The 22,188-nt window shown below is 72.5% G+C and carries 24 protein-coding genes; 4 read left to right on the top strand and 20 right to left on the bottom strand.

The window, feature by feature from the left end:
• Positions 1-59: 59 nt before the first annotated feature.
• The 16 genes from TR42_RS10750 to TR42_RS10675 form a co-directional block, all read right to left on the bottom strand.
• Positions 60-956, bottom strand: coding sequence for a phosphoribosylaminoimidazolesuccinocarboxamide synthase (locus tag TR42_RS10750; RefSeq protein WP_042215708.1), 897 nt, complete (start codon positions 954-956; stop codon positions 60-62).
• Positions 956-2,254, bottom strand: coding sequence for a phosphoribosylamine--glycine ligase (purD, locus tag TR42_RS10745; RefSeq protein ID WP_042215706.1), 1,299 nt, complete (start codon positions 2,252-2,254; stop codon positions 956-958). The genes TR42_RS10750 and purD overlap by 1 nt, the downstream gene beginning before the upstream one ends.
• 119 nt (positions 2,255-2,373) lie before the next feature.
• Positions 2,374-2,877: a hypothetical protein gene (locus tag TR42_RS10740; protein ID WP_042215703.1), complete on the bottom strand. Its 504-nt coding sequence runs from the start codon at positions 2,875-2,877 to the stop codon at positions 2,374-2,376.
• A gap of 366 nt (positions 2,878-3,243) precedes the next feature.
• Positions 3,244-4,539, bottom strand: a complete 1,296-nt coding sequence (locus TR42_RS10735) for an adenylosuccinate synthase (protein ID WP_042215923.1) — start codon at positions 4,537-4,539, stop codon at positions 3,244-3,246.
• Between the two features lie 173 nt (positions 4,540-4,712).
• Positions 4,713-5,732, bottom strand: a complete 1,020-nt coding sequence (gene fbaA / locus TR42_RS10730; protein WP_042215702.1) for a class II fructose-bisphosphate aldolase — start codon at positions 5,730-5,732, stop codon at positions 4,713-4,715.
• A gap of 117 nt (positions 5,733-5,849) precedes the next feature.
• On the bottom strand, positions 5,850-7,178 hold the full coding sequence (locus TR42_RS10725; protein ID WP_236623429.1) for an RNA polymerase sigma factor: 1,329 nt from the start codon (positions 7,176-7,178) through the stop codon (positions 5,850-5,852).
• Positions 7,106-7,462 (bottom strand): YciI family protein, encoded by a 357-nt coding sequence (locus TR42_RS10720; protein ID WP_042215700.1) that lies wholly within the window; start codon positions 7,460-7,462, stop codon positions 7,106-7,108. Before TR42_RS10720 ends, TR42_RS10725 begins: the two co-directional genes overlap by 73 nt.
• 96 nt (positions 7,463-7,558) lie before the next feature.
• On the bottom strand, positions 7,559-8,224 hold the full coding sequence (locus tag TR42_RS10715) for a TrmH family RNA methyltransferase (protein ID WP_042215919.1): 666 nt from the start codon (positions 8,222-8,224) through the stop codon (positions 7,559-7,561).
• The gene (locus TR42_RS10710) at positions 8,221-9,432 is read right to left on the bottom strand and encodes an ABC transporter permease (RefSeq protein ID WP_042215698.1); all 1,212 of its coding nucleotides are present in this window, start codon (positions 9,430-9,432) and stop codon (positions 8,221-8,223) included. Before TR42_RS10710 ends, TR42_RS10715 begins: the two co-directional genes overlap by 4 nt.
• Positions 9,429-10,325 (bottom strand): ABC transporter ATP-binding protein, encoded by an 897-nt coding sequence (locus TR42_RS10705; protein WP_042215696.1) that lies wholly within the window; start codon positions 10,323-10,325, stop codon positions 9,429-9,431. The genes TR42_RS10710 and TR42_RS10705 overlap by 4 nt, the downstream gene beginning before the upstream one ends.
• A gap of 58 nt (positions 10,326-10,383) precedes the next feature.
• Complete coding sequence (gene purT / locus TR42_RS10700; protein ID WP_042215694.1) at positions 10,384-11,589, bottom strand: formate-dependent phosphoribosylglycinamide formyltransferase; 1,206 nt, start codon at positions 11,587-11,589, stop codon at positions 10,384-10,386.
• Between the two features lie 43 nt (positions 11,590-11,632).
• Positions 11,633-12,388, bottom strand: a complete 756-nt coding sequence (locus TR42_RS10695) for a DUF3137 domain-containing protein (protein WP_042215692.1) — start codon at positions 12,386-12,388, stop codon at positions 11,633-11,635.
• Positions 12,388-12,945, bottom strand: a complete 558-nt coding sequence (locus TR42_RS10690; protein WP_042215689.1) for a LemA family protein — start codon at positions 12,943-12,945, stop codon at positions 12,388-12,390. Before TR42_RS10690 ends, TR42_RS10695 begins: the two co-directional genes overlap by 1 nt.
• Before the next feature lie 28 nt (positions 12,946-12,973).
• Positions 12,974-13,894, bottom strand: a complete 921-nt coding sequence (locus tag TR42_RS10685; protein ID WP_042215687.1) for a hypothetical protein — start codon at positions 13,892-13,894, stop codon at positions 12,974-12,976.
• Positions 13,895-13,933: 39 nt separating this feature from the next.
• The gene (gene pyrE, locus TR42_RS10680) at positions 13,934-14,500 is read right to left on the bottom strand and encodes an orotate phosphoribosyltransferase (RefSeq protein WP_042215685.1); all 567 of its coding nucleotides are present in this window, start codon (positions 14,498-14,500) and stop codon (positions 13,934-13,936) included.
• Positions 14,501-14,543: 43 nt separating this feature from the next.
• Positions 14,544-15,308, bottom strand: coding sequence for an SDR family NAD(P)-dependent oxidoreductase (locus TR42_RS10675; protein WP_042215684.1), 765 nt, complete (start codon positions 15,306-15,308; stop codon positions 14,544-14,546).
• A 44-nt stretch (positions 15,309-15,352) separates the two neighbouring features.
• On the opposite strand from TR42_RS10675, the gene TR42_RS10670 reads away from it, so the two are divergent.
• Entirely contained in the window at positions 15,353-16,141 is a 789-nt protein-coding gene (locus TR42_RS10670; protein ID WP_042215682.1) for an exodeoxyribonuclease III, read from the top strand.
• 41 nt (positions 16,142-16,182) lie between these two features.
• On the opposite strand, the gene TR42_RS10665 is transcribed toward TR42_RS10670, so the two are convergent.
• Positions 16,183-16,725: a variant leucine-rich repeat-containing protein gene (locus TR42_RS10665; protein ID WP_143059010.1), complete on the bottom strand. Its 543-nt coding sequence runs from the start codon at positions 16,723-16,725 to the stop codon at positions 16,183-16,185.
• Positions 16,726-16,893: 168 nt separating this feature from the next.
• On the opposite strand from TR42_RS10665, the gene TR42_RS10660 reads away from it, so the two are divergent.
• From TR42_RS10660 to TR42_RS14380, 3 genes are read left to right on the top strand one after another with little or no spacing between them, the layout of a single operon-like run.
• Positions 16,894-17,544 (top strand): LuxR C-terminal-related transcriptional regulator, encoded by a 651-nt coding sequence (locus tag TR42_RS10660; RefSeq protein ID WP_042215678.1) that lies wholly within the window; start codon positions 16,894-16,896, stop codon positions 17,542-17,544.
• Positions 17,541-18,710, top strand: a complete 1,170-nt coding sequence (locus tag TR42_RS14385; protein ID WP_052405966.1) for a sensor histidine kinase — start codon at positions 17,541-17,543, stop codon at positions 18,708-18,710. Before TR42_RS10660 ends, TR42_RS14385 begins: the two co-directional genes overlap by 4 nt.
• A complete protein-coding gene (locus TR42_RS14380; RefSeq protein WP_052405964.1) occupies positions 18,707-19,750 on the top strand; it encodes a DUF8320 family protein in 1,044 nt (347 codons plus the stop codon). The genes TR42_RS14385 and TR42_RS14380 overlap by 4 nt, the downstream gene beginning before the upstream one ends.
• Before the next feature lie 41 nt (positions 19,751-19,791).
• Here the strand turns inward: TR42_RS14380 and TR42_RS10645 are convergent, their stop codons facing one another.
• The 3 genes from TR42_RS10645 to TR42_RS10635 form a co-directional block, all read right to left on the bottom strand.
• Complete coding sequence (locus tag TR42_RS10645; RefSeq protein ID WP_042215676.1) at positions 19,792-20,181, bottom strand: SHOCT domain-containing protein; 390 nt, start codon at positions 20,179-20,181, stop codon at positions 19,792-19,794.
• Between the two features lie 114 nt (positions 20,182-20,295).
• Positions 20,296-20,850: a DnaJ family domain-containing protein gene (locus TR42_RS10640; protein WP_042215912.1), complete on the bottom strand. Its 555-nt coding sequence runs from the start codon at positions 20,848-20,850 to the stop codon at positions 20,296-20,298.
• An 88-nt stretch (positions 20,851-20,938) separates the two neighbouring features.
• Positions 20,939-21,766 (bottom strand): class I SAM-dependent methyltransferase, encoded by an 828-nt coding sequence (locus TR42_RS10635; RefSeq protein ID WP_042215674.1) that lies wholly within the window; start codon positions 21,764-21,766, stop codon positions 20,939-20,941.
• Positions 21,767-22,188: the final 422 nt, after the last annotated feature.

Here is a 22,188-nt window from a genome sequence, read left to right as displayed (position 1 = left end):
CATGCTGGAAGAACGCCCCTCGGGGGCGGAACGTTGGGTGCGGGGCTCCGGCGCCGCGGTCAGTGCTTCGCCAGCCGGTCGAAGGCCTCGAGGTAGCGGCCGCGGGTGCGCTCGACCACCTCGTCGGGCAGCGCCGGCGGCGGCACATCGGACTTCTTGTCCCAGCCGGACTCGGGCGAGGTCAGCCAGTCGCGCACGAACTGCTTGTCGTAGCTGGGCTGGGCGTGACCCGGCTCCCACTCGTCGGCCGGCCAGAAGCGGGAGCTGTCGGGGGTGAGCACCTCGTCGCCGAGGATGATCGCTCCCGAGCCGTCGCGCCCGAACTCGAACTTGGTGTCCGCGAGGATGATGCCCTTCGCCGCCGCGATCTCGTGGGCACGCGTGTAGAGCGCGAGAGTGAGGTCGCGGAGCGCGGTGGCGTCCTCGAGGCCGATGAGGGCGACCACGGCGTCGAAGTCGACGTTCTCGTCGTGCTCCCCCACCTCGGCCTTGGTGGCGGGGGTGAAGATCGGCTTGGGAAGGCGCGAGCCGTCGACCAGACCCGGAGGCAGCGGGATGCCGCAGACCGTTCCGCTCTCGTTGTACTCGACCAGGCCGGAGCCCGTGAGATAGCCGCGGGCCACGCACTCGACGGGGAACATGTCGAGGCGCTTGCAGACCATCGCGCGCCCCTCGACCTCGGCCGGCACGGGCGCCTCGACGGTGTGGTTGGCGACGATGTCGACGACCTGGTCGAACCACCACAGGCTCAGCCCCGTGAGGATGCCGCCCTTGCCGGGGATCTCGGTCGGGAGCACCCAGTCGTAGGCGCTGATGCGGTCGGAGGCGACCACGAGCACCACGTCGCCGCGCGGGTGCTCGCCCACGGGCTCGTAGAGGTCGCGGACCTTGCCGGAGTAGACGTGGCGCCAGCCCTCGAGCTCGAGGTGCTGCGGCGGGGTCGCGTGACCGGGCATCAGGCCTCCAGGAGGTTCTCGCCGGCGGCGGCGCGCGCGGCGATGTCTCGGCGGTGGTGGCTTCCCGGCAGGACGATGCGGTCGACGCCCTGGTAGGCCCGCTCGCGGGCCTCGTCGAGCGTCGCGCCGAGCGCGGTGACCGACAGCACGCGGCCGCCGTTGCTGAGGAGCGTGCCGCGGTGGTCGAGCGCGGTGCCGGCGTGGAGCACGTGCACGGTGTCGATCTGCTCGGCCTCGTCGATGCCGGTGATCTCGTCGCCCTTGCGCGGGGCGTCCGGGTAGTTCTGGGCCGCGACGACGACGGTGACCGCCGCATCGTCCCTCCACGCGAGGGGCGGGAGGTCGGCGAGGCGACCCTCGGCCGCGGCGAGCAGGACGCCGGCGAGCGGCGTCGCGAGGCGCGCGAGCACCACCTGGGTCTCGGGGTCGCCGAAGCGCGCGTTGAACTCGACCACGCGCGTGCCCTTCGAGGTGAGCGCGAGGCCGCAGTAGAGCACGCCGACGAACGGCGTGCCGCGGCGGGCCATCTCGTCGACGGTGGGCTGGGCGACGGTGCGCACCACCTCGTCGACCAGGTCCGCGGGCGCCCACGGCAGCGGCGAGTAGGCGCCCATGCCGCCGGTGTTGGGGCCGGCGTCGGCGTCGTAGGCGCGCTTGAAGTCCTGGGCGGGCTGCAGCGGCACCACGGTCTCGCCGTCGCACAGGCAGAAGAGGCTGACCTCGGGACCGTCGAGGAAGTCCTCGATCACCACGACTCCGCCGGCGTCGATGATCGCCTCGCCGTGCTCGATCGCCTCCCGGCGATCCGACGTCACGACCACGCCCTTGCCCGCCGCGAGGCCGTCGTCCTTGACCACGTGCGGGGCGCCGAAGGTGTCGAGCGCCTCCTCGAGCTCCGAGGACGTGCGGCACACGCGAGGCTCGGCGGTCGGCACGTCGGCCGCGGCCATGACCTCCTTGGCGAAGGCCTTGGAGCCCTCGAGCATCGCGGCCTTGCCGCTGGGGCCGAAGACCGGGATGCCCGCGCCCCGGACGGCGTCAGCGACGCCGGCGACCAGCGGCGCCTCAGGGCCGACGACCACGAGGTCCGCCTTGACCGCACCCGCGAGCGAGGCGACCGCGACGGGGTCGGTGGCGTCGACGCCGTGGAGCGTGACCGGGTCGCCGTCCACGGTGGCGAGGGTCGCGATGCCCGGGTTGCCCGGGGCGGCGTGCAGCTGCGAGACGGCGGGGTCGAGGGACAGCGCGCGGGCGAGCGCGTGCTCGCGCGCTCCGGTGCCGACGAGAAGGATGATCACGCGTGCGAGTCTAGGCGGTGCACGGCGGGCGAGGTCGCGCGGGCACCGGGGCGCTCGGGACATGGCGCGGGGGCCGCAGCTCGAGCCGCGACCCCCGCAAGTCCCCCCTCAAGCCCTGCCTAGTTCTTGACCAGCACCTCGGTGTGCACGGCGTAGTAGTTCGCGATCGGGACGTTGTAGACCTTGATGACGCCGTACGGCAGCAGAGTCCAGTAGTCGACTCCCTCGACGAGCTTCTCGGTGTTGATCGGGAAGCGGCCCGGGGCCGGGTTCTTCTGGGTGAAGGGCTCGTCCGAGTAGGCGATGTGGACCACGTACGGGTCCGTGTACTGCGCCTTCCACTCCCACAGGTCGACGTTGACGGTGACGGTGCCGGCGACCGGGTCGTAGTCCTCGATCCAGACCTCGCCGACGTTGTTGACGTGCTTCTTGGGATTGCCCGCCACGATGCGCGTGCAGGTGAAGGGCTCGAAGTACATGGCCCAGTTGGCGCCGGCGAACTCGCAGCCCTGAGCCCAGCCCGTCTCTTCGCGGTACGTGGTGTCCTCGGCGGAGGCGGCGGTGCCTGCCGCGGTCATCATCAGCGCGGAGGCGAACAGGGTCGCCAGAATCTTCTTCATCATCGAAGCCCCTCAGTCTGACGCGGCGCCCCCCTCTGAAGCCCCGCCGGGATCCCTCGGTCCCATTCGTGACCACATGACCGATTCGCGCCGAAGGCAACCGCAGATCTCGGCGTGCCGGATCACGGGCAGATCCGCATCCGTCGCCCCCCTCTCGCCGGGACGGTCACCACGCGGAATCCGTGGCTCGTGCGCCGCACGGGACGGCTATCCGCACCCCCGCCGCGGGCGCTGCAGGTGAGCGTCCCGTGCGGATCGGAACGGCGCGCAGAAGCATGGTGAGCGTCCCGGCGGGGTGGCGCGGGGTGGCACGGGGTGCTGCCTGGCGGGGTGGGCGGGCAGAGCAGGCCGACGGGACGGCCGGGCGGCTCAGCCGCGCTCGTGGAGGAGGTCGTTGATCTGGATGATCTCCTCGCGGCCGGGGCCCACGCCGATGGTCGAGATCCGGCAGCCCGAGAGCTCCTCGATCGCCTTGACGTAGTCCTGCGCGTTCTGCGGGAGGTCCGAGAACTCGCGGCAGCCCGAGATGTCCTCGTCCCAGCCGGGGAAGGTCTCGTAGACCGGCTCGGCCGCGGCGAAGGCCGCCTGGTCGAGCGGGAGGTCCTGGTAGCGCACGCCGTCGACGTCGTAGGCGACGCACGCCGGGATCTCCTGGATGCCGGTGAGCACGTCGAGCTTGGTCAGCACGATGTCGGTGAGGCCGTTGATGCGCGAGGCGTAGCGGGTGATGACCGAGTCGTACCAGCCGCAACGGCGCGGGCGGCCCGTGGTGGTGCCGAACTCGTGGCCGACGTCGCGGAGGCGGTCGCCCCACTTGTCGAGCAGCTCGGTGGGCATCGGACCCTCGCCCACGCGGGTGGTGTAGGCCTTCGCGATGCCGATGACGGAGTCGATCCGGGTGGGGCCCACGCCGGAGCCGGTGCACGCGCCGCCCGCGGTGGCGGACGAGGACGTGACGAACGGGTACGTGCCGTGGTCGACGTCGAGCATCGTCGCCTGGCCGCCCTCGAAGAGCACGTTCTGACCCTCGTCGAGCGCGCCGTTGAGCACCAGCGAGGTGTCGGTGACGTGCGGCGCGAGGCGGTCGCGGTACGCGAGGAGCTCGTCCGTCACCTCGTCGACGGTGATCGCGCGGCGGTTGTAGACCTTGACGAGCATGTGGTTCTTGGCGACCAGCGAGCCCTCGATCTTGTCGCGCAGCACGGTCTCGTCGAAGAGGTCGCCGACGCGGATGCCCAGGCGGTTGATCTTGTCGGCGTACGCCGGGCCGATGCCGCGGCCGGTGGTGCCGATCTTGCGCTTGCCGAGGAAGCGCTCGGTGACGTTGTCGAGCGTGCGCGCGTACGGCGCGATGATGTGCGCCGCGTTGGACACGAGGAGGTCGGAGGTGTCGACGCCGCGCTCGTTCAGCGCGTCGAGCTCCTGGAAAAGCACGCGCAGGTCGATGACCACGCCGTTGCCGATCACCGGGGTGCAGCCCGGCGTGAGGATGCCCGACGGGAGGAGGTGCAGCGCGAACTTCTGGTCGCCGATGACGACCGTGTGGCCCGCGTTGTTGCCGCCGTTGAACTTCACCACGTAGTCGACGCGCGAGCCGAGCAGGTCGGTCGCCTTGCCCTTGCCCTCGTCGCCCCACTGGGCTCCGACGATCACTGCTCCGGGCATCGTGCCCTCCCCTTCGCCCGGCATCCCGCCGGGACTTGAAATCTTGTGAGGCGCGGAACGCCCCTCACAGGCTATCGGCCGATGCGCGCCGCACCTGCAGCGCGCACCGGCCCGAACGTGCGAAGGCCTCCGCGGTCATGCGACCGCGGAGGCCTCGCCTACATGTCGATCGCTCAGATCTTCTTGCCGGCGGAGCCGAGCTGCTGGCACGCCTCGACGATGCGGGCGGCCATGCCGGCCTCGGCCGACTTGTACCAGGCGCGCGGGTCGTAGGCCTTCTTGTTGCCCCACTCGCCGTCGACCTTGAGGACGCCGTCGTAGTTCTTCATCATGTGGTCGACCACGGGACGCGTGTACGCGTACTGCGTGTCCGTGTCGATGTTCATCTTGATGACACCGTGCGAGACCGCGGTCGCGATCTCCTCGGCCGTCGAGCCCGAGCCGCCGTGGAACACGAGGTCGAAGGGGTTCTCCTTGCCGAACTTCGCGGCGGCGGCGGCCTGGATGTCGCCGAGGATCTCCGGGCGGAGCTTCACGGCGCCCGGCTTGTACGCGCCGTGCACGTTGCCGAAGGTCATCGCGGTGAGGTAGCGGCCCTTCTCGCCCAGACCCAGCTTCTCGATGGTGGCGATGCCGTCCTCGGGGGTCGAGTAGAGCTTGTCGTTGATCTCGGCCGAGTGGCCGTCCTCCTCGCCGCCGACGACGCCGATCTCGATCTCGAGGATCGTCTTGGCGGCCTGCGACAGCTCGAGGAGCTCCTCCGAGATGAGGAGGTTCTCGTCCATCGGCACGGTCGAGCCGTCCCACATGTGCGAGTTGAAGATCGGCTGGCCACCGGCCGCGACCTGGTCCGCCTCGATCTGGAGGAGCGGCTTGAGCCAGCTGTCCAGGTAGGTCTTGTGGCAGTGGTCGGTGTGGAGCGCGATGGTGACGCCGTAGGAGTCCGCGACCTCGCGGGCGAAGGCGGCGAGCGCGAGCGAGCCGACGACCTGGTCCTTGATGGTGCCGCCCGAGGCGTACTGACCGCCACCGACCGAGACCTGGATGATGCCGTCCGACTCCGCCTCCGCGAAGCCCTGGATGGCCGCGGTGATGGTGGAGGACGAGGTGATGTTGACCGCGGGGAACGCGTAGCCGCCGGCCTTGGCGGCGTCCAGCATCGCGGCATACGACTCAACGGTGGCGATAGCCATGGGTAACTCCTGAGCTTGTGCGGATGGAACCGCCAGCCATTCTGTCAGAAATCGGCACGGCGGTGGTGGCGAAGGTCCCAGATCACGGGCCCCGTCCGGGCAGGTAGGGACGATGCGTCACCGGGCGCACGCCTCGGCCCGCCCGCGTGCGTAGGCCGCCTCAGCGGGGTTGGTCGCGAGCGCGGCGGCGCGCTCCCAGGCCGCGCGGGCGCCGGCCGCGTCGCCGGTCCGCTCGAGCAGGTCCCCTCGCGCGGCGTGGAGCAGGTGGTAGCCGTCGAGCCCGTCCACTCCCGCGATCTCCTCGAGCGCCGCGACCGGCCCGGAGACCTCCGCCAGCGCCACCGCGCGCGACAGCCGCACCACCGCGCCGGGCTGCATCTCGAGGAGCAGGTCGTAGTAGCGGACGATGCGCTCCCAGTCCGTGGTCTCCCGGGTGTGCTCCGCGGCGATGAGGGCCTGGACCTGCCACGGCCCCAGCCGGCGCTGCGCGAGCACGCGGCCCAGCACCGCGTAGCCCCGCGCGATCATCACCCGGTCCCAGCGCGAGCGGTCCTGATCGGCGAGGCGCACCAGTGCGCCGCTCTCGTCGGTGCGGGCCTCCTCCCGCGAGCGGTGGAACAGCTCGAGCGCGAGCAGCCCGGCCAGCTCGGGCTCACCGGGAAGCGCGTCGGCGGCGGCCGCGGTGAGGCGGATCGCCTGGTCCGCGAGCGCGACGCGGGTGAGCGTGCCCGCCGATGCGGAATGCGCGACGTAGCCCTCGTTGAAGATGAGCCCGAGCACCGTCGCGAGCACCGCGGCGCGCTCGGACAGGTCCGCGGGGATCACCAGCGGGATGCGGGCGTCGCGGATCTTGCGCTTCGCGCGCACGATGCGCTGCTGGACCGTCACCTCCGGCAGGAGGAAGGCGGCGGCGATCTCCTGGGTGGTGAGCCCGCCCGCGAGCCGGAGCGTCAGCACCACCTGGGTCTCGCGCGACAGCGCCGGGTGGCAGCACAGCAGGAGGAGGCGGAGCTGCTCGTCGCCGACCTCCGCCTCCTCGGCGATGAGACGGGTGCGGGGGTCCTCCGGCGCAGCCGCATCGTCGCGCGCGACCCCCGTCTCGAGCACCCGGGACTGCGCGGCGACCCGCCGACCGGCGGCGGCGTCGCGGCGCAGCCGGTCGATGCCCGCGTTGCGCGCGACCACGTAGACCCACGCGGCGGGATCGTCGGGGAGCCCGCGCTCGGGCCAGGTCGCGGCCGCCTTGGCGTAGGCCTCCTGGAGGCAGTCGTGCGCGGCGTCGAGATCGCCCAGACGGTCGGCGAGGAGGGCGAGCAGGCGCCCGCCCTCCTCCCGGGCGACGCGGGTGAGCGCCGCATCGTCCGCGGGCTCGGTCAGAACCCGTCCGTGGGGAAGATGGGCCGGACCTCGACCGCTCCTGTCCCGACGGGCAGCCGCTTCGCCCACGCGAGGGCGTCGTCGAGCGTGTCGACGTCGACCACGTAGTAGCCGCCCACATGCTCCTTGAGCTCGGCGAACGGCCCGTCGACCACGGTGGTGGCGCCGTCCTGATGGCGGACGGTGGTCGCGGTCTCGGCGCCCTGGAGCGCCTCGCCGCCGCCGTAGGCGCCGGCCTCGATCATGTCCTGGGTGTACCGGGTCCACGCGCCCATGTAGGCGTCGAAGCCCTCGTCACCCGGCTCGGGCGACGGAAGGGTGGGGTCGGAGACGATGAGCAGCAGGTACTTCATGGCAGATCCTTCGCATCGATGAGCCCGGGCACCTCCCGAGTCTCACCCGTACGACGCAGCGGAGGCAACGGATCGACATGCCTCGCGCAGGATTGCTCAGCCGAGATGACCGGCCGCGATGTCTCCGTGACGGCGCACCCACGCGTGCATCGCGATCGCGGCCGCCGCGCCCGCGTTGATCGACCGCGTCGACCCGTACTGACCGATCGCCAGCGTCGCGGTCGCGACCTCGCGCACGGCGTCGGACAGCCCGACGGACTCCTGACCGAAGACCAGCACGCACGCGCGCGGCAGCTCGTAGGTCTCGAGCGGCACCGAGCCCGGCAGGTTGTCGATGCCGATGACCGGCAGCCCCTCCCCGACCGCCCAGGTCGCGAGGTCCTCCACGGTGGGGTGGTGACGGATGTGCTGATAGCGGTCGGTCACCATCGCGCCGCGGCGGTTCCAGCGGCGGTTGCCGACGATGTGGACCTCGCGCGCGAGGAACGCGTTGGCGGTGCGCACCACGGAGCCGATGTTGAGGTCGTGCTGCCAGTTCTCGATCGCGACGTGGAAGGGGTGCCGCCGTGCGTCGAGGTCCGCGACGATCGCCTCGTGGCGCCAGTAGCGGTAGCGGTCGACCACGTTGCGGCGGTCGCCGTCGCGCAGCAGCTCGGGGTCGTAGCGCTCATCGGCGGGCCACGCGCCCTCCCACGGTCCGACGCCGTGCGCCGGGGCCTGGTCGCCCTCGGCCTCGCCGCCGGGCCCGTCGGCCGAGGTCACGCGCGGCCGCCCGCCGCCCACGCGCCGCCCAGCTTGGTGCGCGACGACGTGTTGAGCACCGAGCCCGCGTACAGGCGCGCGCCGATCGCGACGAGCGCGAGCGCGGTGAGCGCGACCACGCCCATCGCGACCCAGGGCTCCCAGGCCGCCGCGTCCCCGGTCGCGACCCGCGCCGGCATGAGCAGCGGCGCGGTGAGCGGGAAGTACGACAGCGCGATGCGCGCGGGGCTCTCGGTCTGCAGGAAGATCGCGGTGAAGAACGGCACCATCACCGCGATCTGCATGTAGAGCGTGGTCGACTGCAGCTCCTCGATCCGGGACGCGAGCGAGCCCGCGACGGCCCACAGGCACGCGAGCATGAGGAAGCCGAGCACGAAGAACGCGAGGAACCACCCGCTCACCACGAGCACCTGCGAGACGATCTCGCCCTGGCCCATCGCACGCGCGCCCAGCAGTCCCGCGCCGACGATGAGCACCACCTGGCCCAGCGCCATCACGGCGTTACCGAGCACCTTGCCCGCGAGCAGCCAGCGGATCGGCACGGCGGCGACGAGGATCTCCACCACACGCGAGGACTTCTCCTCGACCACCGACTGCGCGATCGCGACGCCGAAGGTGAGGACCGTGAAGTAGAACATGAAGCCGAAGATCACGACCACGAGCTCCGGCGGCACCGGCTGCTCCTCCTTCGGCTCGAGCAGGTCGACGCGGGGCGGCGTCGGGGTCGTGAGGGCCGCGACCTGGTCGGCGCTCAGGCCCGCCTCGGCGGCCACCGCCTGCGCGGACGCGGCGGCCGATGCCGTGGCGACCAGCTCCTCGAGCGCGCCGGGGACCCCCTCGCGGGCGGTCACCACGACCGCGCCGTCCGGATCGAGCGAGAGCGCCGCGTCGACGTCCGGGTCGGCCACGGCGGCGGCCGGGTCCTCGGCATCGATCACGGTGATCGCGGCCTCGGGCAGGCCCAGCCCGCCGTCGGCGCCGATCGCGGCGGCGGTCTCCGCGACGGGCCGCGCGTCGGCGGTGCTCGCGACGGTGTACTCCGGGGTGTCCCCCTCGATCAGGGTCGGCACCACGATCGCGATGACGATGACGGCGACGAAGACGAGCGTCGACGCGAGGAAGCCCTTGTCGCGGATCTTCACCGCGATCTCGCGGCCCGCGACGAGGCGGATGAGGTCGGTGCGCGACGCACCCCGCGACGCGGTCATCGGACCACCTCCGCGAAGAGGTCGGACAGCGACGGCAGCACCCGCGAGTAGTGGGTGACGGGCCCGACCGCCTGCGCCGCGGCGAGCAGCGCCTGCGGGTCGGCGGCGTCGTCGAGATCGACGAGCGTCCCCTGCCGCCCGGCCTCGACGAGGGTCATGCCCGGCAGGTCGGGCGCCCATCCGGGGCTGCCGTCGACCGCGACCCGGAACCGCCGCCCGGCACGCTCCTCGCGCAGCGCGCGGGCGTCGCCGGCCGCGACCACGCGGCCCTCGTGGATGAGCACGAGGTCGTCGCACAGCCGCTCGACCATGTCGAGCTGATGGCTCGAGAACAGCACGGGCACGCCCGCGTCCGCACGGCCGCGGAGATGCGCCGCCATCGTGTCCATCGCGATGGGGTCGAGGCCGGAGAACGGCTCGTCGAGGATGAGCAGGTCGGGCTCATGGATCAGCGCCGCCGCGACCTGCACGCGCTGCTGGTTGCCCAGCGACAGCGTGTGGAGCAGGTCGTCGGCGCGGTCCGACAGCCCGAGGGTCTCGAGCAGCGACGCGGCGCGCGCCTGCGCGGTCGCGCGCGGCACCCCGAGCACGCGCCCGAGGTAGACCAGCTGCTCGGCGACCTTCATCTTGGGGTAGAGGCCGCGCTCCTCCGGCATGTAGCCGATGCGGCGCCGCGCCCCGAGCGTCATCGGCTCGCCGCCGAAGGTCACCTTCCCCGCATCGGGGGCGAGCACGCCGACGATGGCGCGCATCGTGGTGGTCTTGCCGGCGCCGTTCGCGCCGACGAAGCCCGTGAGACGACCGGGACGCACCTCGAAGGACACGCCGTCGAGGGCGCGCCGGTCTCCGAAGTCGTGCGTGAGGTCCTGAACCGCGAGGGAGGGGTGGGTCACCCGCCCGACGCTACCAACCCCGGCCCACCGCTCGTCGGGACCGGGCTCCGGACCAAGTTCAGGACCCGGCGGGGTCCTCGCGCAGCTCGATCCGCAGCGACGCGGCAGCGTCACGGGCCTTGGCGCGCGCCTCGTCGACATCGGCGCCCCGCGCGACGGTGACGGCGACGCGGCGGCGGCCGTCGACGCGCGGCTTGCCGAAGAGGCGCAGGTCCGTGCCGGGGGCCGCAAGCGCATCGTCCACGCCCGAGAACACGGGCACGCCGGAGCCCTCCGCGAGGACCGCGCACGAGGCGGTCGGGCCGAGCGTCAGCACCTCCGCGACGGGCAGCCCGAGCACGGCGCGCGCGTGGAGCGCGAACTCGCTGAGGTCCTGCGAGGCCAAGGTGACCAGCCCCGTGTCGTGCGGGCGCGGCGAGACCTCGGAGAAGATCACCTCGTCGCCGCGCACGAACAGCTCGACGCCGAAGACGCCGTAGCCGCCGAGCGCCGCGGTGACGGTGTCCGCGATGCGCCGCGACTCGGCGAGCGCCGCCTCGGACATGGGCTGCGGCTGCCAGGACTCGCGGTAATCACCGTCGACCTGGATGTGGCCCACCGGGTCGAGGAAGGTCACGCCTCCCGCGTGGCGGACGGTGAGCTGGGTGATCTCGTAGTCGAAGTCGACGAAGCCCTCGACGATGATGCGGCTGCCCTCGGCGCGGCCGCCCTCGACCGCGTAGGTCCACGAGCCGTCGATGTCCTCGACCGCGCGGATCACCGACTGGCCCTTGCCGGACGAGGACATCACGGGCTTCACCACGACCGGCAGGCCCAGCACCTCGACCGCGGCGGCGAGCCCGTCGCGCGTGTCGACGAAGCGGTAGGGCGAGGTGGGCAGGCCCAGCTCCTCCGCAGCGAGGCGGCGGATGCCCTCGCGGTCCATGGTCAGCTGCGTCGCGCGCGCGGTCGGGATGACGGTTGCGAGGCCCTCGCGCTCGACGTCCGCGAGCACCGAGGTCGCGATCGCCTCGATCTCGGGGATCACGAGGTGCGGGCGCTCCGCCTCGAGGAGCGCGCGCAGCGCGACCGGGTCGAGCATGTCGACCACGTGGGACCGGTGCGCGACCTGCATCGCGGGCGCGTCCGGATAGCGGTCGACGGCGATCACCTCGGCGCCGAGGCGCATGAGCTCGAGGGCGACCTCCTTGCCGAGCTCGCCGGAGCCGAGGAGGAGCGCGCGGGTCGCGTGCGCGGACAGCGGGGTGCCGAGGGTGACGGTCATGCGCTCATCCTCCCAGGGCGCGGTCCCGGGCGCGGACGATGCGTCAGGAGGCGGGGTCGGCCTCGCGGGGGCCCTCGAAGAGGAAGGCGGGGATGCCGTCGGCGAGCTCGTGCAGCGCGCCGACCACCAGGGGAAGCTCGGCGAGGTCGCTCGCGGACGGCGCGTACGAGTACAGCGCGGAGCCCTCGATCACGAAGGCTCGCCCGACCAGGTCCGCGCCGAGCAGCCGCTCGATCATGCGGGGCGTGAGGATCGCGTGCGCGACGCGCTCGTCATCGGCCTGCACCTTCCAGCGCTGGTTGAACTCGTGCGACTCGGTGTCGAGGTCGCGGCCGCCCAGGCGCCCGAGCGCGCGGAGCATCGCGTTGTCGCCCGTGAGCCGCACCGTGGGCAGCGGCGCGGGGAGGGGCACCCACGTCACCTGAAAGGTGTGCGTGGTGGTGCGGGTACGCCCCTCGGTGTCGCGGCTCTCGGTCTCGTACGAGTACGCGAAGGTCTCGAACGGCCGGCCGCCCATCGTCCCCCACACGACGTCCCTGGCCCGGCGCCTGCGGCCGAGCCCGAACGGCGGGCTGGAGAAGTACGAGGCGCGGGCCGGGTCCTCGGCGAGGTGGCCGAGGTGATGGGCGGCGACCGTCGCCGCGACCGCCTCGCGGCGACGCCGCGCCCCGAGGAACCCGCGCACGCCGAGGACCACGATGAGCGCGACGACGCCGAGGAAGAACAGCGGGAAGAGGACGAACGCGGCCGAGAAGGCGGCGTCGTAGGAGCCCGGCAGGATGAGCTCCGCAGGGTCCATCAGAACTGCACGTTCGGCGCCTGGCGCGCGGCCTCGACGGTCTCGAAGTACTCCTCGCGCGTGAAGCCGAACATGTTCGCGATGAACACGGTCGGGAACGTCTCGATGCGCGTGTTGAGGGTCCGCACGTTCGCGTTGTAGAACCGACGGCCCGCGGCGACGCGGTCCTCGGTGTTGGTGAGCTCCTGCTGGAGCTGCATGAAGTTCTGGTTGGCCTTGAGGTCCGGGTACGCCTCGGCGACCGCGAACAGCCTTCCGAGCGCCTGGGTGAGGACGTTCTCCTGAGCCGCCTGCTCCGCGGGGGACGAGCCGGGCGCGGCGGCGATGGTGCGCGCCTGCGTGACGGCCTCGAGCGTCTCGCGCTCGTGCTTGGCGTAGCCCTTGACGGTCTCGACGAGGTTGGGGATGAGGTCGTGGCGGCGCTGCAGCTCGACGTCGATCTGGCGCCAGGCCTCCTGCACCAGGTTCCTCAGCCTGACCAGGCCGTTGTACGCCGTGATGGCCCACAGGACCACGAGGACGAGGACCACGAGGATCCCGATGACGAGCCATTCCATGTGTCTCTCCTGACGTCTCTGCGCGACTCTAGCGAGTCTCGTCGTCGCTGCCCAGATGCTCGCCGCGCTGGCGCCAGTCCTCGACGCCGTCGCCGTCCGCGTCGGTGCCGATGCCGGTGTAGCTCCGCGAGTTGAGGACGCCGGGCGTGGTGGCCCACGCGGGACCGGTGAGCGGGGCGTCGTCCACGAGCGACCCTCCGGCCTCGCTGAAGCGCCGGATCACGTGCGCCGGGATGCGTCGCGCGACACCGACGACCACGTCGAGCCGCTTCGCGAGCGTGTCGACGCTCTCGCGGCCCGGGGTCCAGATCAGGACCGCGCCGCCCGTGATGCGGATCGAACGCCCGTGGGCATCGGGGGCGAGCAGGCGCTCGATCATGCGCGGGTCGATGACGTCGTGCCCGTAGCGCTGGTCGCGCGCGATGACGCGCCAGCGGCGGTTGAACTCGTGGGACTCGACCTCGACGTCCACGCCGCCGAGCGCCTGCGCGACGTGGTGGGCGAGGTTCTCGGGCACGATGTCGAGGCGCGGCAGCGCCACCGGCAGCTCGGCCAGCGTGACCTGGTGGACCTGCGCGGTCGACCGCTCCCCGTCGCGCTGGCGCTCGACCACGTGCGTGAACGTCGCGCACCGGATCCCGCCGTACATGCCGCGCAGGACGTCCTCCTGGCGCACGGACGTGCCCGTGGCGTCGAAGGGCTCACCCGAGAACCGGTGCGAGTAGGCCGCCGTGCGCGGGAGATGCTCCCACCCGTGGGAAGCGGCGAACTCCGCGGCCGCGTTCCCGTGCCGCAGCCGCGACACGCCCTCCCACACGAGGAGCGCGAGCACCACAGCTCCCGCGACCGCGAGGATCACGTCGAGGCGGCTGCCGCCGCCGTACCACGCGACCAGGCCCAGCAGCCCGAGCGCGCCCGCGCCGACGCGCACGCCTCTGATCCCCCTCATGGCGGTCACCCTAGCGAGGGGACGATGCGCGGGGAAGGGTCAGGACAGGCCGAGGTCGTCCAGCCCGTAGAGGTAGAGGTAGGGCAGGCCCTCCTCCTCGATGACCTGACGCGCGCCCGTGTCGCGGTCGACGATCACCGCGACCGCGACGACCTCCGCGCCGGCCTCCTTGAGCGCGCCGACCGCGGTGAGCACCGAGCCGCCGGTGGTCGAGGTGTCCTCGACGGCGACGACCCTGCGGCCCGCGACGTCGGGGCCCTCGATGCGGCGCTGCAGGCCGTGCGCCTTGGACTCCTTGCGCACCACGAAGGCGTCGAGGTCGAGCCCGCGCGAGGCCGCCGCGTGCAGCAGCGAGGTCGCGACCGGGTCGGCGCCGAGCGTGAGACCGCCGACGGCGTCGATGTCGGCCGGGCCGTAGCCCGCCTCCTCGAGCGCGTCGAGCAGCACATGGCCGACGAGCGGCGCCGCGCGGTGGTGGAGCGTGATGCGGCGCAGGTCGACGTAGTAGTCCGCCTCCTTGCCCGAGGCGAGGGTGATCTTGCCGTGCACGACGGCGAGGTCCTTGATGAGGTCGCGCAGCTGCTCGCGCGGGGTGCCGGTGGTCATGGCGCCCAGCCTAATGCGGACGATGCGGGCGCCGGGCCCTGTGTCAGCGGTCCTGGTGGCTGCGACGTCCGCGGGTAAGGCGGCGCGGCACCGCGCGGAGCACCGCGCCCGCGACGGCGTAGCCGGGCGAAGGGGTCACCACGGTCTGCCCGCGCCGCACAGCCGCGAGCGCCGAGGTCACCACGCGCTCGGGATCGAGCCACACCGGCTCGGGGAACTCGTGGCGCATGTGGCTGAGCGCGTCGTCGTCGTGGAAATGCGTCCGCACCAGGCCCGGCAGCACCGCGGTCGCGGTCACCCCGGTGCCGGCGAGCTGACCGGCGAGCACCTGCGTGAAGTCCACCGCCCAGCGCTTGTGCGCGGCGTACGTGGTGTTCGCGAGATGCGCCGCGACCGAGGAGACGTTGAGGATCGCTCCGTGGCCGCGCTCGACCATGCCGGGGATCGCGGCGTGCGCGAGGCGCAGCGGCGCGGTGACGTGAATGTCGAGCAGCGCCTTCTCGCGGCGCCAGCTCGACGACGTGACGGGCTCGCCGATGCCGAAGCCCGCGTTGTTGACGAGAAGGCTCACGGGAGCGTCCTGCTGCTGCAGGCGGGCGGCCACGGCCGTGCGCCCCTTCTCCGTCGTGAGATCCGCGGGCAGGATCTCGGCGGTGCGACCCGTCGCGCCCTCGAGCAGGTGCGCGACCTCGCTCAGCCGGTCGCGCGAGCGCGACACCAGCACCACGTCGTGGCCCGCGGCGGCGAGCTGCCACGCGAACTCCTCGCCCAGTCCCGACGATGCCCCTGTCACAAGTGCGGTTGCCATGCGACGAGGCTACCGGGGCATCGTCCGCCGGTATTTTGGATGCCATGCGTCTCGCCACCTGGAATGTGAACTCCATCCGTGCCCGCGTCGACCGGGTGATCGACTGGCTCGACCGCTCGGGCACCGATGTGCTCGCGATGCAGGAGATCAAGTGCAAGCCCGAGCAGTTCCCGCGCGAGGCCTTCGAGGCCGCGGGCTACGAGCTCGCGATCCACGGCCTCAACCAGTGGAACGGCGTCGCGATCGCGTCGCGCGTGGGTCTCGAGGACGTCGAGACGTCCTTCCCCGAGCAGCCCGGCTTCGCCAAGACCGGCGATCCGGTCGTCGAGGCGCGCGCGCTCGGCGCGACCGCGGGCGGCGTGCGCGTGTGGAGCCTGTACGTCCCCAACGGGCGCGGCCTCGCGGACCCCCACTACACGTACAAGCTCGACTTCCTCGCGCGGCTCAAGGACGCCGCGGCGACCTGGTCGTCCGAGCCGACCGCGCTCGTGGGCGACTTCAACGTGGCGCCGCTGCCCACCGACATCTGGTCCGAGGAGGACTCCGAGGCGGTCACGCACGTGACCCCCGAGGCCCGCGCCGCCTTCCACGCCTTCGAGGACGCGGGCTACACCGAGCTGTCGCGCCGGTTCCTGCCCGAGGAGCGGACCTACACGTTCTGGGACTACAAGGCCCTGCGCTTCCCCAAGGGCGAGGGCATGCGGATCGACTTCGCGTACGCGTCCGAGCCGCTCGCGGCGCGGGCGACCGGCGTGAGCATCGTGCGCGACGAGCGCAAGGGCAAGGGCGCCTCGGACCACGTCCCGGTGGTCGTCGACCTGGCCGACGCCTGACGGTCCATCGTCTCGCTCCACTGCCTCATCCCGGTCCCCCTCTAGCCCAGCAGGCGCCCACGCGCCGAGATCGCGGCGAGCACGGCCGGCTCGCCCTGCTCGGTGAGCCACTGCAGGAGGCTCGCCGGCGCTGACGGATTGGACGCGATCGCGGGCCGCAGCTCGGGATGCGCGTACGCGAGCTGCGAGAGCTCGGTCGCGGTCGCGTAGGGGCTGGTCGCGAGCAGCCGCTCCGCGCCGATGCCGTGCGCCGCGAAGGGCGCGGACTCCTCCGGCGCACGGAACGCCGTCGCCGCGGGCCGCGGGAGCTCGCGGGCGGCGCGGGACGTGCGGATCATCCGCCGGACCAGCACCGCGATCACGCCGAGCGGCACGAGCGGCAGCGCGAGCACCACGGGAGGCACCGACATGTCCACCCCGTACTCCGTGAGGAGCGCGAAGGCGATGAAGGAGACGGCCCCGACGAGGAAGATCACTCTCGAGCCGGAGGCCAGGGCCACGCGGGAGTGGAGAGAGGCGATGACGACGAGCAGGAGCATTCCCCCCGTGACGACCAGTGCAAGAGACTCGGTCGACCAGCTCACTGCTCGAACCCCTCTCCACCTCCCACGTGTACCTCGGTTAGAGGTTCCCTCGCCCGCACCGACCGGACAAGCCCCCATTTGTGGGGGCACAAGCGTCCGACGGCCGTGCCACCGCGGCCATCGGCCCAGGTTGGACTAGAGTTTTCCGCGTAGAAAGGGGGGCTGATCATGACCGTCGCGAAGGAGCGCCGCGTCATCGCTCTCGTCGAGGATCACGCGCTCATCTCCATCGGCTTCCGCGACCTCGTGGAAGGCGCCCCCGACCTCGAGCTCGCGGGGCTCGTCGAGAGCGTCGACTCGCTCGCGGGGCTCGGGCGCACGCTCGACCTCGTGGTGCTCGACCTCCGTCTCGCCGACGGCTCGACCCCCGAGTCGAACATCGCCGCGATCCACGAGATGGGCTCGCACGTGCTCATCTACACCGGCGGCGAGGACCGCAAGCTCATCCAGTCGGCGGCCCGCGCGGGCGCGCTGGGGCTGATCCGCAAGTCCTCCGAGCCCGACGTGCTGCTCGAGGCGATCCGCACCGCCGCCGCGGGCCAGGAGGTCTTCGGCACGGACTGGGCCGCGGCGATCGACTCCGACGACTCGCTCGCGGACGCGAAGCTCAGCGCGCGCGAGCGCGAGATCCTGTCGCTCTACGCCTCGGGCCTCACCGCCTTCTCCGTCGCCCGCCACCTGGGCGTCTCCCGGGAGACCGTCGCCGACTACGTCAGCCGCATCCGCCGCAAGTACGCGGACGCGGGACGACCGGCCGCCTCGCGGGTCGATCTGTACAAGCGGGCGCTCGAGGACGGTCTGCTCGAAGGCCCCCAGTGACGGGCGCGAGACCGGCGCGCGAACGCCTACAGCGCACCCTGCTCGGCGCCCTCGGCGTCGGCGCCCTGATCTTCGGCGCGCTGCTCGCGACCGGCGACAGCGGCTGGATCACGCAGGTCGACCAGCTGCGCGCCCCGTTCGGTGTGCTCACGGTGCTCATCGGCATCGTGGTGCCGACCGCGTACGTGGTGCTCGCCCGGGTGCTCCCGATCCGCCCGCTGCTCGCGCTCGCCGGCACCACGTCGATGGCCTTCCTGGGCGTCCAGCTGCTGTGGCCCATGATGATGCACGAGCCGTTCCTCGCGAACGACGGGACGCCGTGGATCCAGGGCGTCACGGCCGTCCACGCGACGGCCGCCGCGATCTCGTGGCCGCGCATCGTCGGCTGGGCGTACCCGCTCGCCCAGGGCCCCATCGTCGCGTTCACCCAGATCCGCGTGCGCGACGACGCGGCCCTCGAGGCGACGCTCGACGGCCTCGGCGCGATCATCTTCTGCCTCATCGTGTGCGGCATCTCGATCGCGGTGATCTCCGCGGGCGACCGCCAGGACGCCGCGGCGGCGCACGCGCGCGAGCAGGCCGCGCTCGAGGCGAGCCGGCGCACGCGCGAGGCCGAGCAGTCGCGCATCAACGCGATCGTCCACGATGACGTGATGTCGGTGCTGCTCGCCGCGTCGCGGCCCTCTCCCCCGGCCCAGCTCGCGGAGCAGGCGCGCCACGCCATCGCGAGCGTCGAGTCCCTCGCGAGCGGGCGCACGGAGACGCGGGACTACGACCCCGAGGAGTTCATCGCGGTGGTGCGCTCGACCGCCGCGGTCATCGACTCCGCCGTGCCCGTGCGCTACTCGGTCGAGGGCGAGCAGCCGATGCCGGCCGGCGTGGTCGCGGCCTTCGCCGAGGCGACCGCGGAGGCGCTGCGCAACGCGCTCGGGCATGGGGGCGACGCCTCCGCGCCCCGCGTCGAGTGCGACGTCGACGACGGCTCGGCGCGGGTGGTGATCGCGGACAGCGGCACCGGCTTCGCCGCGTCGCGGATCTCGCCCCGCAGGCTCGGGATACGCGTGAGCATCCTCGAGCGCATGCGCGCCGTCACCGGCGGCGACGCCGACGTCACGTCGACGCCCGGGGCCGGCACCACCGTCACGCTGTCCTGGAGCCGCGCATGAGCCATCACACCGCCCCGCCGCAGGCGTCCCGGACCGTCGACGTCAGCCGCCTGCTCGCGCTGCGCTCCGAGGGCGCGAGCCTCATCCTCGGCGTGTTCATCGTCACCAACGTGGTCTTCACCATCTCGACGCTCCAGGCGCTGACGGTGACGTGGCCCGCATACCTCGCGACCGTCATCGTGAGCCTCGCGGGCGTGCTCCTCGGGCGGCCGCACCCGGACCCGTTCCCGCTGAGGGACTCGCTCCTCGTCGCCGCCGCGGTCATCGTCTCGACGCTGCTGATCTCGTGGTGCCTGCCCGCGGAAGGTCCGCTCGGTCGCGAGTCGTGGCACCTCGGCTCGAACACCTGGCTGCTGTGGTTCCTCATCCTGCGCGGTCGCACCGCGCTCGCGTGGGTCACGATGGCGGGCATGGCCGCCATCACCGCGGTGTGGGCCGGCACCACCGGCCGCGGCGCGGTGGCGGGCCTCATGATGGTCGACACCCAGATCGGCCTGCTCGTGGTCGCGACGCTGTTCGTCATCACGCTGCGCCGCACGGCCCACCGGATCAACGAGCTCACCGAGCGCTCCGTCGACTCCGCCGCGGCCGCCGCGACCGCCGAGGCCGAGCGTCAGGTGCGCCTCCAGCGCGCCGCCGAGGTCGCCGCGACCTCGCTCCCGCATCTCCAGCGCGTCGCGGAGGGCTCCGCGCTGTCCGACGACGAGCGCGCGACGATGCGCGAGGTCGAGGCGCGGTTGCGCGACAGCGTGCGCGGGCGCGCGCTCGCAACCCCGGCTGTGCTCGACGCCGCTGCCCGTGCGCGGGCGCGCGGGGTCGACGTGACGCTCCTCGACGACCGCGGCGCGGGCCTCGCCTCCGGCGCGGCCATGTCCCGCGTGGACGATGCGGTCGCGGCGGCGCTCGACTCCGCCTCCGGCGCGGTGACCGTGAGGCTCCTGCCGGCCGCGCGCGAGGAGGCGGTCACCATCGTGGCGGTCGCCGAGGACGCGGTCAGCCGCATCGTCCTCGACGAGGACGGGAACGCGACGGCGGCCTGACCCCTGAGGATCAGGCCGCCGGAGACGGGGACTTCGCGGGCTCAGGACAGAGCGCGCGCCTTGAGGCTCTCGTACTCCTCCTCCGTGATCGCGCCCGAGTCGAGCAGATCCTTGGCCGCCTTGATCTCGCCGGCCGGACCGGCCTCACCCATGAGGCCCTGGGTGTACTCGACCTGCGCGGCGCGGACCTGCTCGGCGGCGGCCATGTCGCGCTCCGCCATGCCCTTGCCGCGGGCGAAGATGTAGATCAGCGCGCCGATGCACGGGATGAGCACCAGGAGCAGGGTCCACATGATCTTGCCGATCACCGAGAGGTCCTTGTCGCGGAACACGTCGAAGATGAACCGGATGACGAGGAACAGGAAGCCGATCCAGATCGCGAACCAGAGCGACCACAGCAGGATGTTGAGGAAGTTGGCGAAGAAGTCCATCGCGGTACCTTTCTGAGGCGCCACCGTCGCGGTGCGCCGTCGATCCTCACGCTAGCGCGTCGAGACCGCCCAAGCACAACGAAATGCCTCGAAATTCACGGAAGCCGCGGCGTGCTACGCGCCGCCGGGGCGGCGGCCCCTCCACCGCCGCACCTCCGCGTCGACGTCCCTGGTCGGGGTGACGAGCGGAGGTCCGTCGGCCGGGCGGCAGCGCGCGGTCCGCACGCGTGCGTTGAAGCCCTCGACGGCCTCGCGGACCTCGGCCTCCGCGGCGAGTGCGTCCAGGCGAGCGTCGAGCGCCGCGTCCTCGCGGCGCAGCATCACCGACTCCGGGCCCAGGCCCGACAGCCGCTCTCGCTCGACGAGGCCCTTGACCCACCAGTCGGGGTCGCCGCTCGTGAGCCCCGGGATCGGTTTGCCCGCGCCGGGAAGGTTCTCGAAGTCGCCGCGCGCCTGCGCCTCGGCGATCCGCCGCTCGACCCAGAGGTGCTGCGTGTCGGCGCGGTCGCGCGCGCGGCGCGCCTCGACCCGCTTCTCCTGCTCGCGACGCTCGTGCTCGGCCGCCTGGCTCGCGACGTCGACCGTCGGGCTCTCGTGGGCGGCCGCATCGTCCCGCGCGACCGCGTAGCGCGCGGCCTCGAGCTCGGGGTCGCGGCGGGATCTGCGCATGCTCCATGCTCGCACGCCCTCAGCCACGGCTCCCGATGAGGCGCCGTCGCCGACCGTGCGCGCGGCATCGGTCGGCGACGGCGATCCGTCAGTCCTCGCGCGCCTTCCGCATCACCACGGCGAAGGTGTGCGCGCTCGGATCGTAGGGCGCGCCGCTCACATCACCGAGCACCTGCTCGACCTCGAGGCCGGCCGCGGCGGCCTCGGCGGTCGCCTCCTCGGGCGTGAGGCACTGGGTCCAGTTCCAGTACTCGCGCGTCGCGCCGTCGCGCTCGATCACGTAGTGGTCGACGCCGAGCCGGAGCTCGTCGTACCGCCAGCTCTCGCGGGTGCCCACGTACGGCGTCGGCGCCCAGAACCCGCCCATGAGATCCGGCTCGGTGACCCGGTCCTCCGTCAGGGTGGCGAAGCGCGGCGCGGCCGTCATGTCCGCGAGCATCGACCCGCCGGGCCGGAGCGCGACACGGACCCGTCGCAGCAGCAGCCCGCGCTGGGCGGGGCTGAGCGCGCAGTAGTCCTCGTAGATCATGATCGCGAGGTCGTGGCCCGTGCCGAGCTCGGCGTCGAGGTAGCTGCCGTGGACGAAGGTCGACGCGAGCCCGCGAGCGGCCGCCGTCGCGCGGGCGTGGGCGAGCGAGCGCGCGGACACGTCGATCCCGCGCACGGTCGCGCCGGCCGCGGCGAGGCGCTCGGCGTAGAGCCCGGGCCCGCAGCCGAGGTCGAGGACGCTTGTGCCGCGCCCGATGTCGAACTCCGCGGCGATCCAGGCCGCGGAGGCGTCGATGAAGCGGTGAGGGCGTGAGGCCGGGACGGCCTCCGGGTCGAGATGGAGGTCGAGCATCCGCGCGGAGATGTGCGGATCGTTCCAGAACTCGGGGGTGGTGTAGGCGCTGAACGGCGCCGGCTTGCTGGTCATGAGGTACTCCTGTCAGGGGTGGTCGGATCGCGACGCGACGAGGCGTCGGGCGGAATCTGACCTAGGAGCGCATGCGACGAGGCTAGCACCGGGGCCCTCCGCGCCCGCGGGACCATGGGCGCGCATCGGGACGCGACGATGCGCCTGTGGGAGCCGCGCAGAGGTGGGCGCGCGGGTCATCGGTCCGGAGACGACGAAGGCCGGACCTTGCGGTCCGGCCTCATGTCTGGCGCGCCCGGAGGTGTCTGGTTTCAGGACATCGTGAACGGCTGTCTCAAGACATCGTGAACGGTGCCCGTCGCGCGGTTCGAGATGTCTCAGGACATCGTGAACGGTGGCTAAGTACGAGGTGCTGATCAAGGCAGTGACGGTGCAGGGGATGTCGTACGGGCAGGTCGCTGCACGCTACGGGGTGTCGAAGG

Source organism: Demequina mangrovi, assembly GCF_000759715.1.
GTDB classification, from domain to species: domain Bacteria; phylum Actinomycetota; class Actinomycetes; order Actinomycetales; family Demequinaceae; genus Demequina; species Demequina mangrovi.
This window is presented reverse-complemented; position numbering and strand designations above follow the sequence as displayed.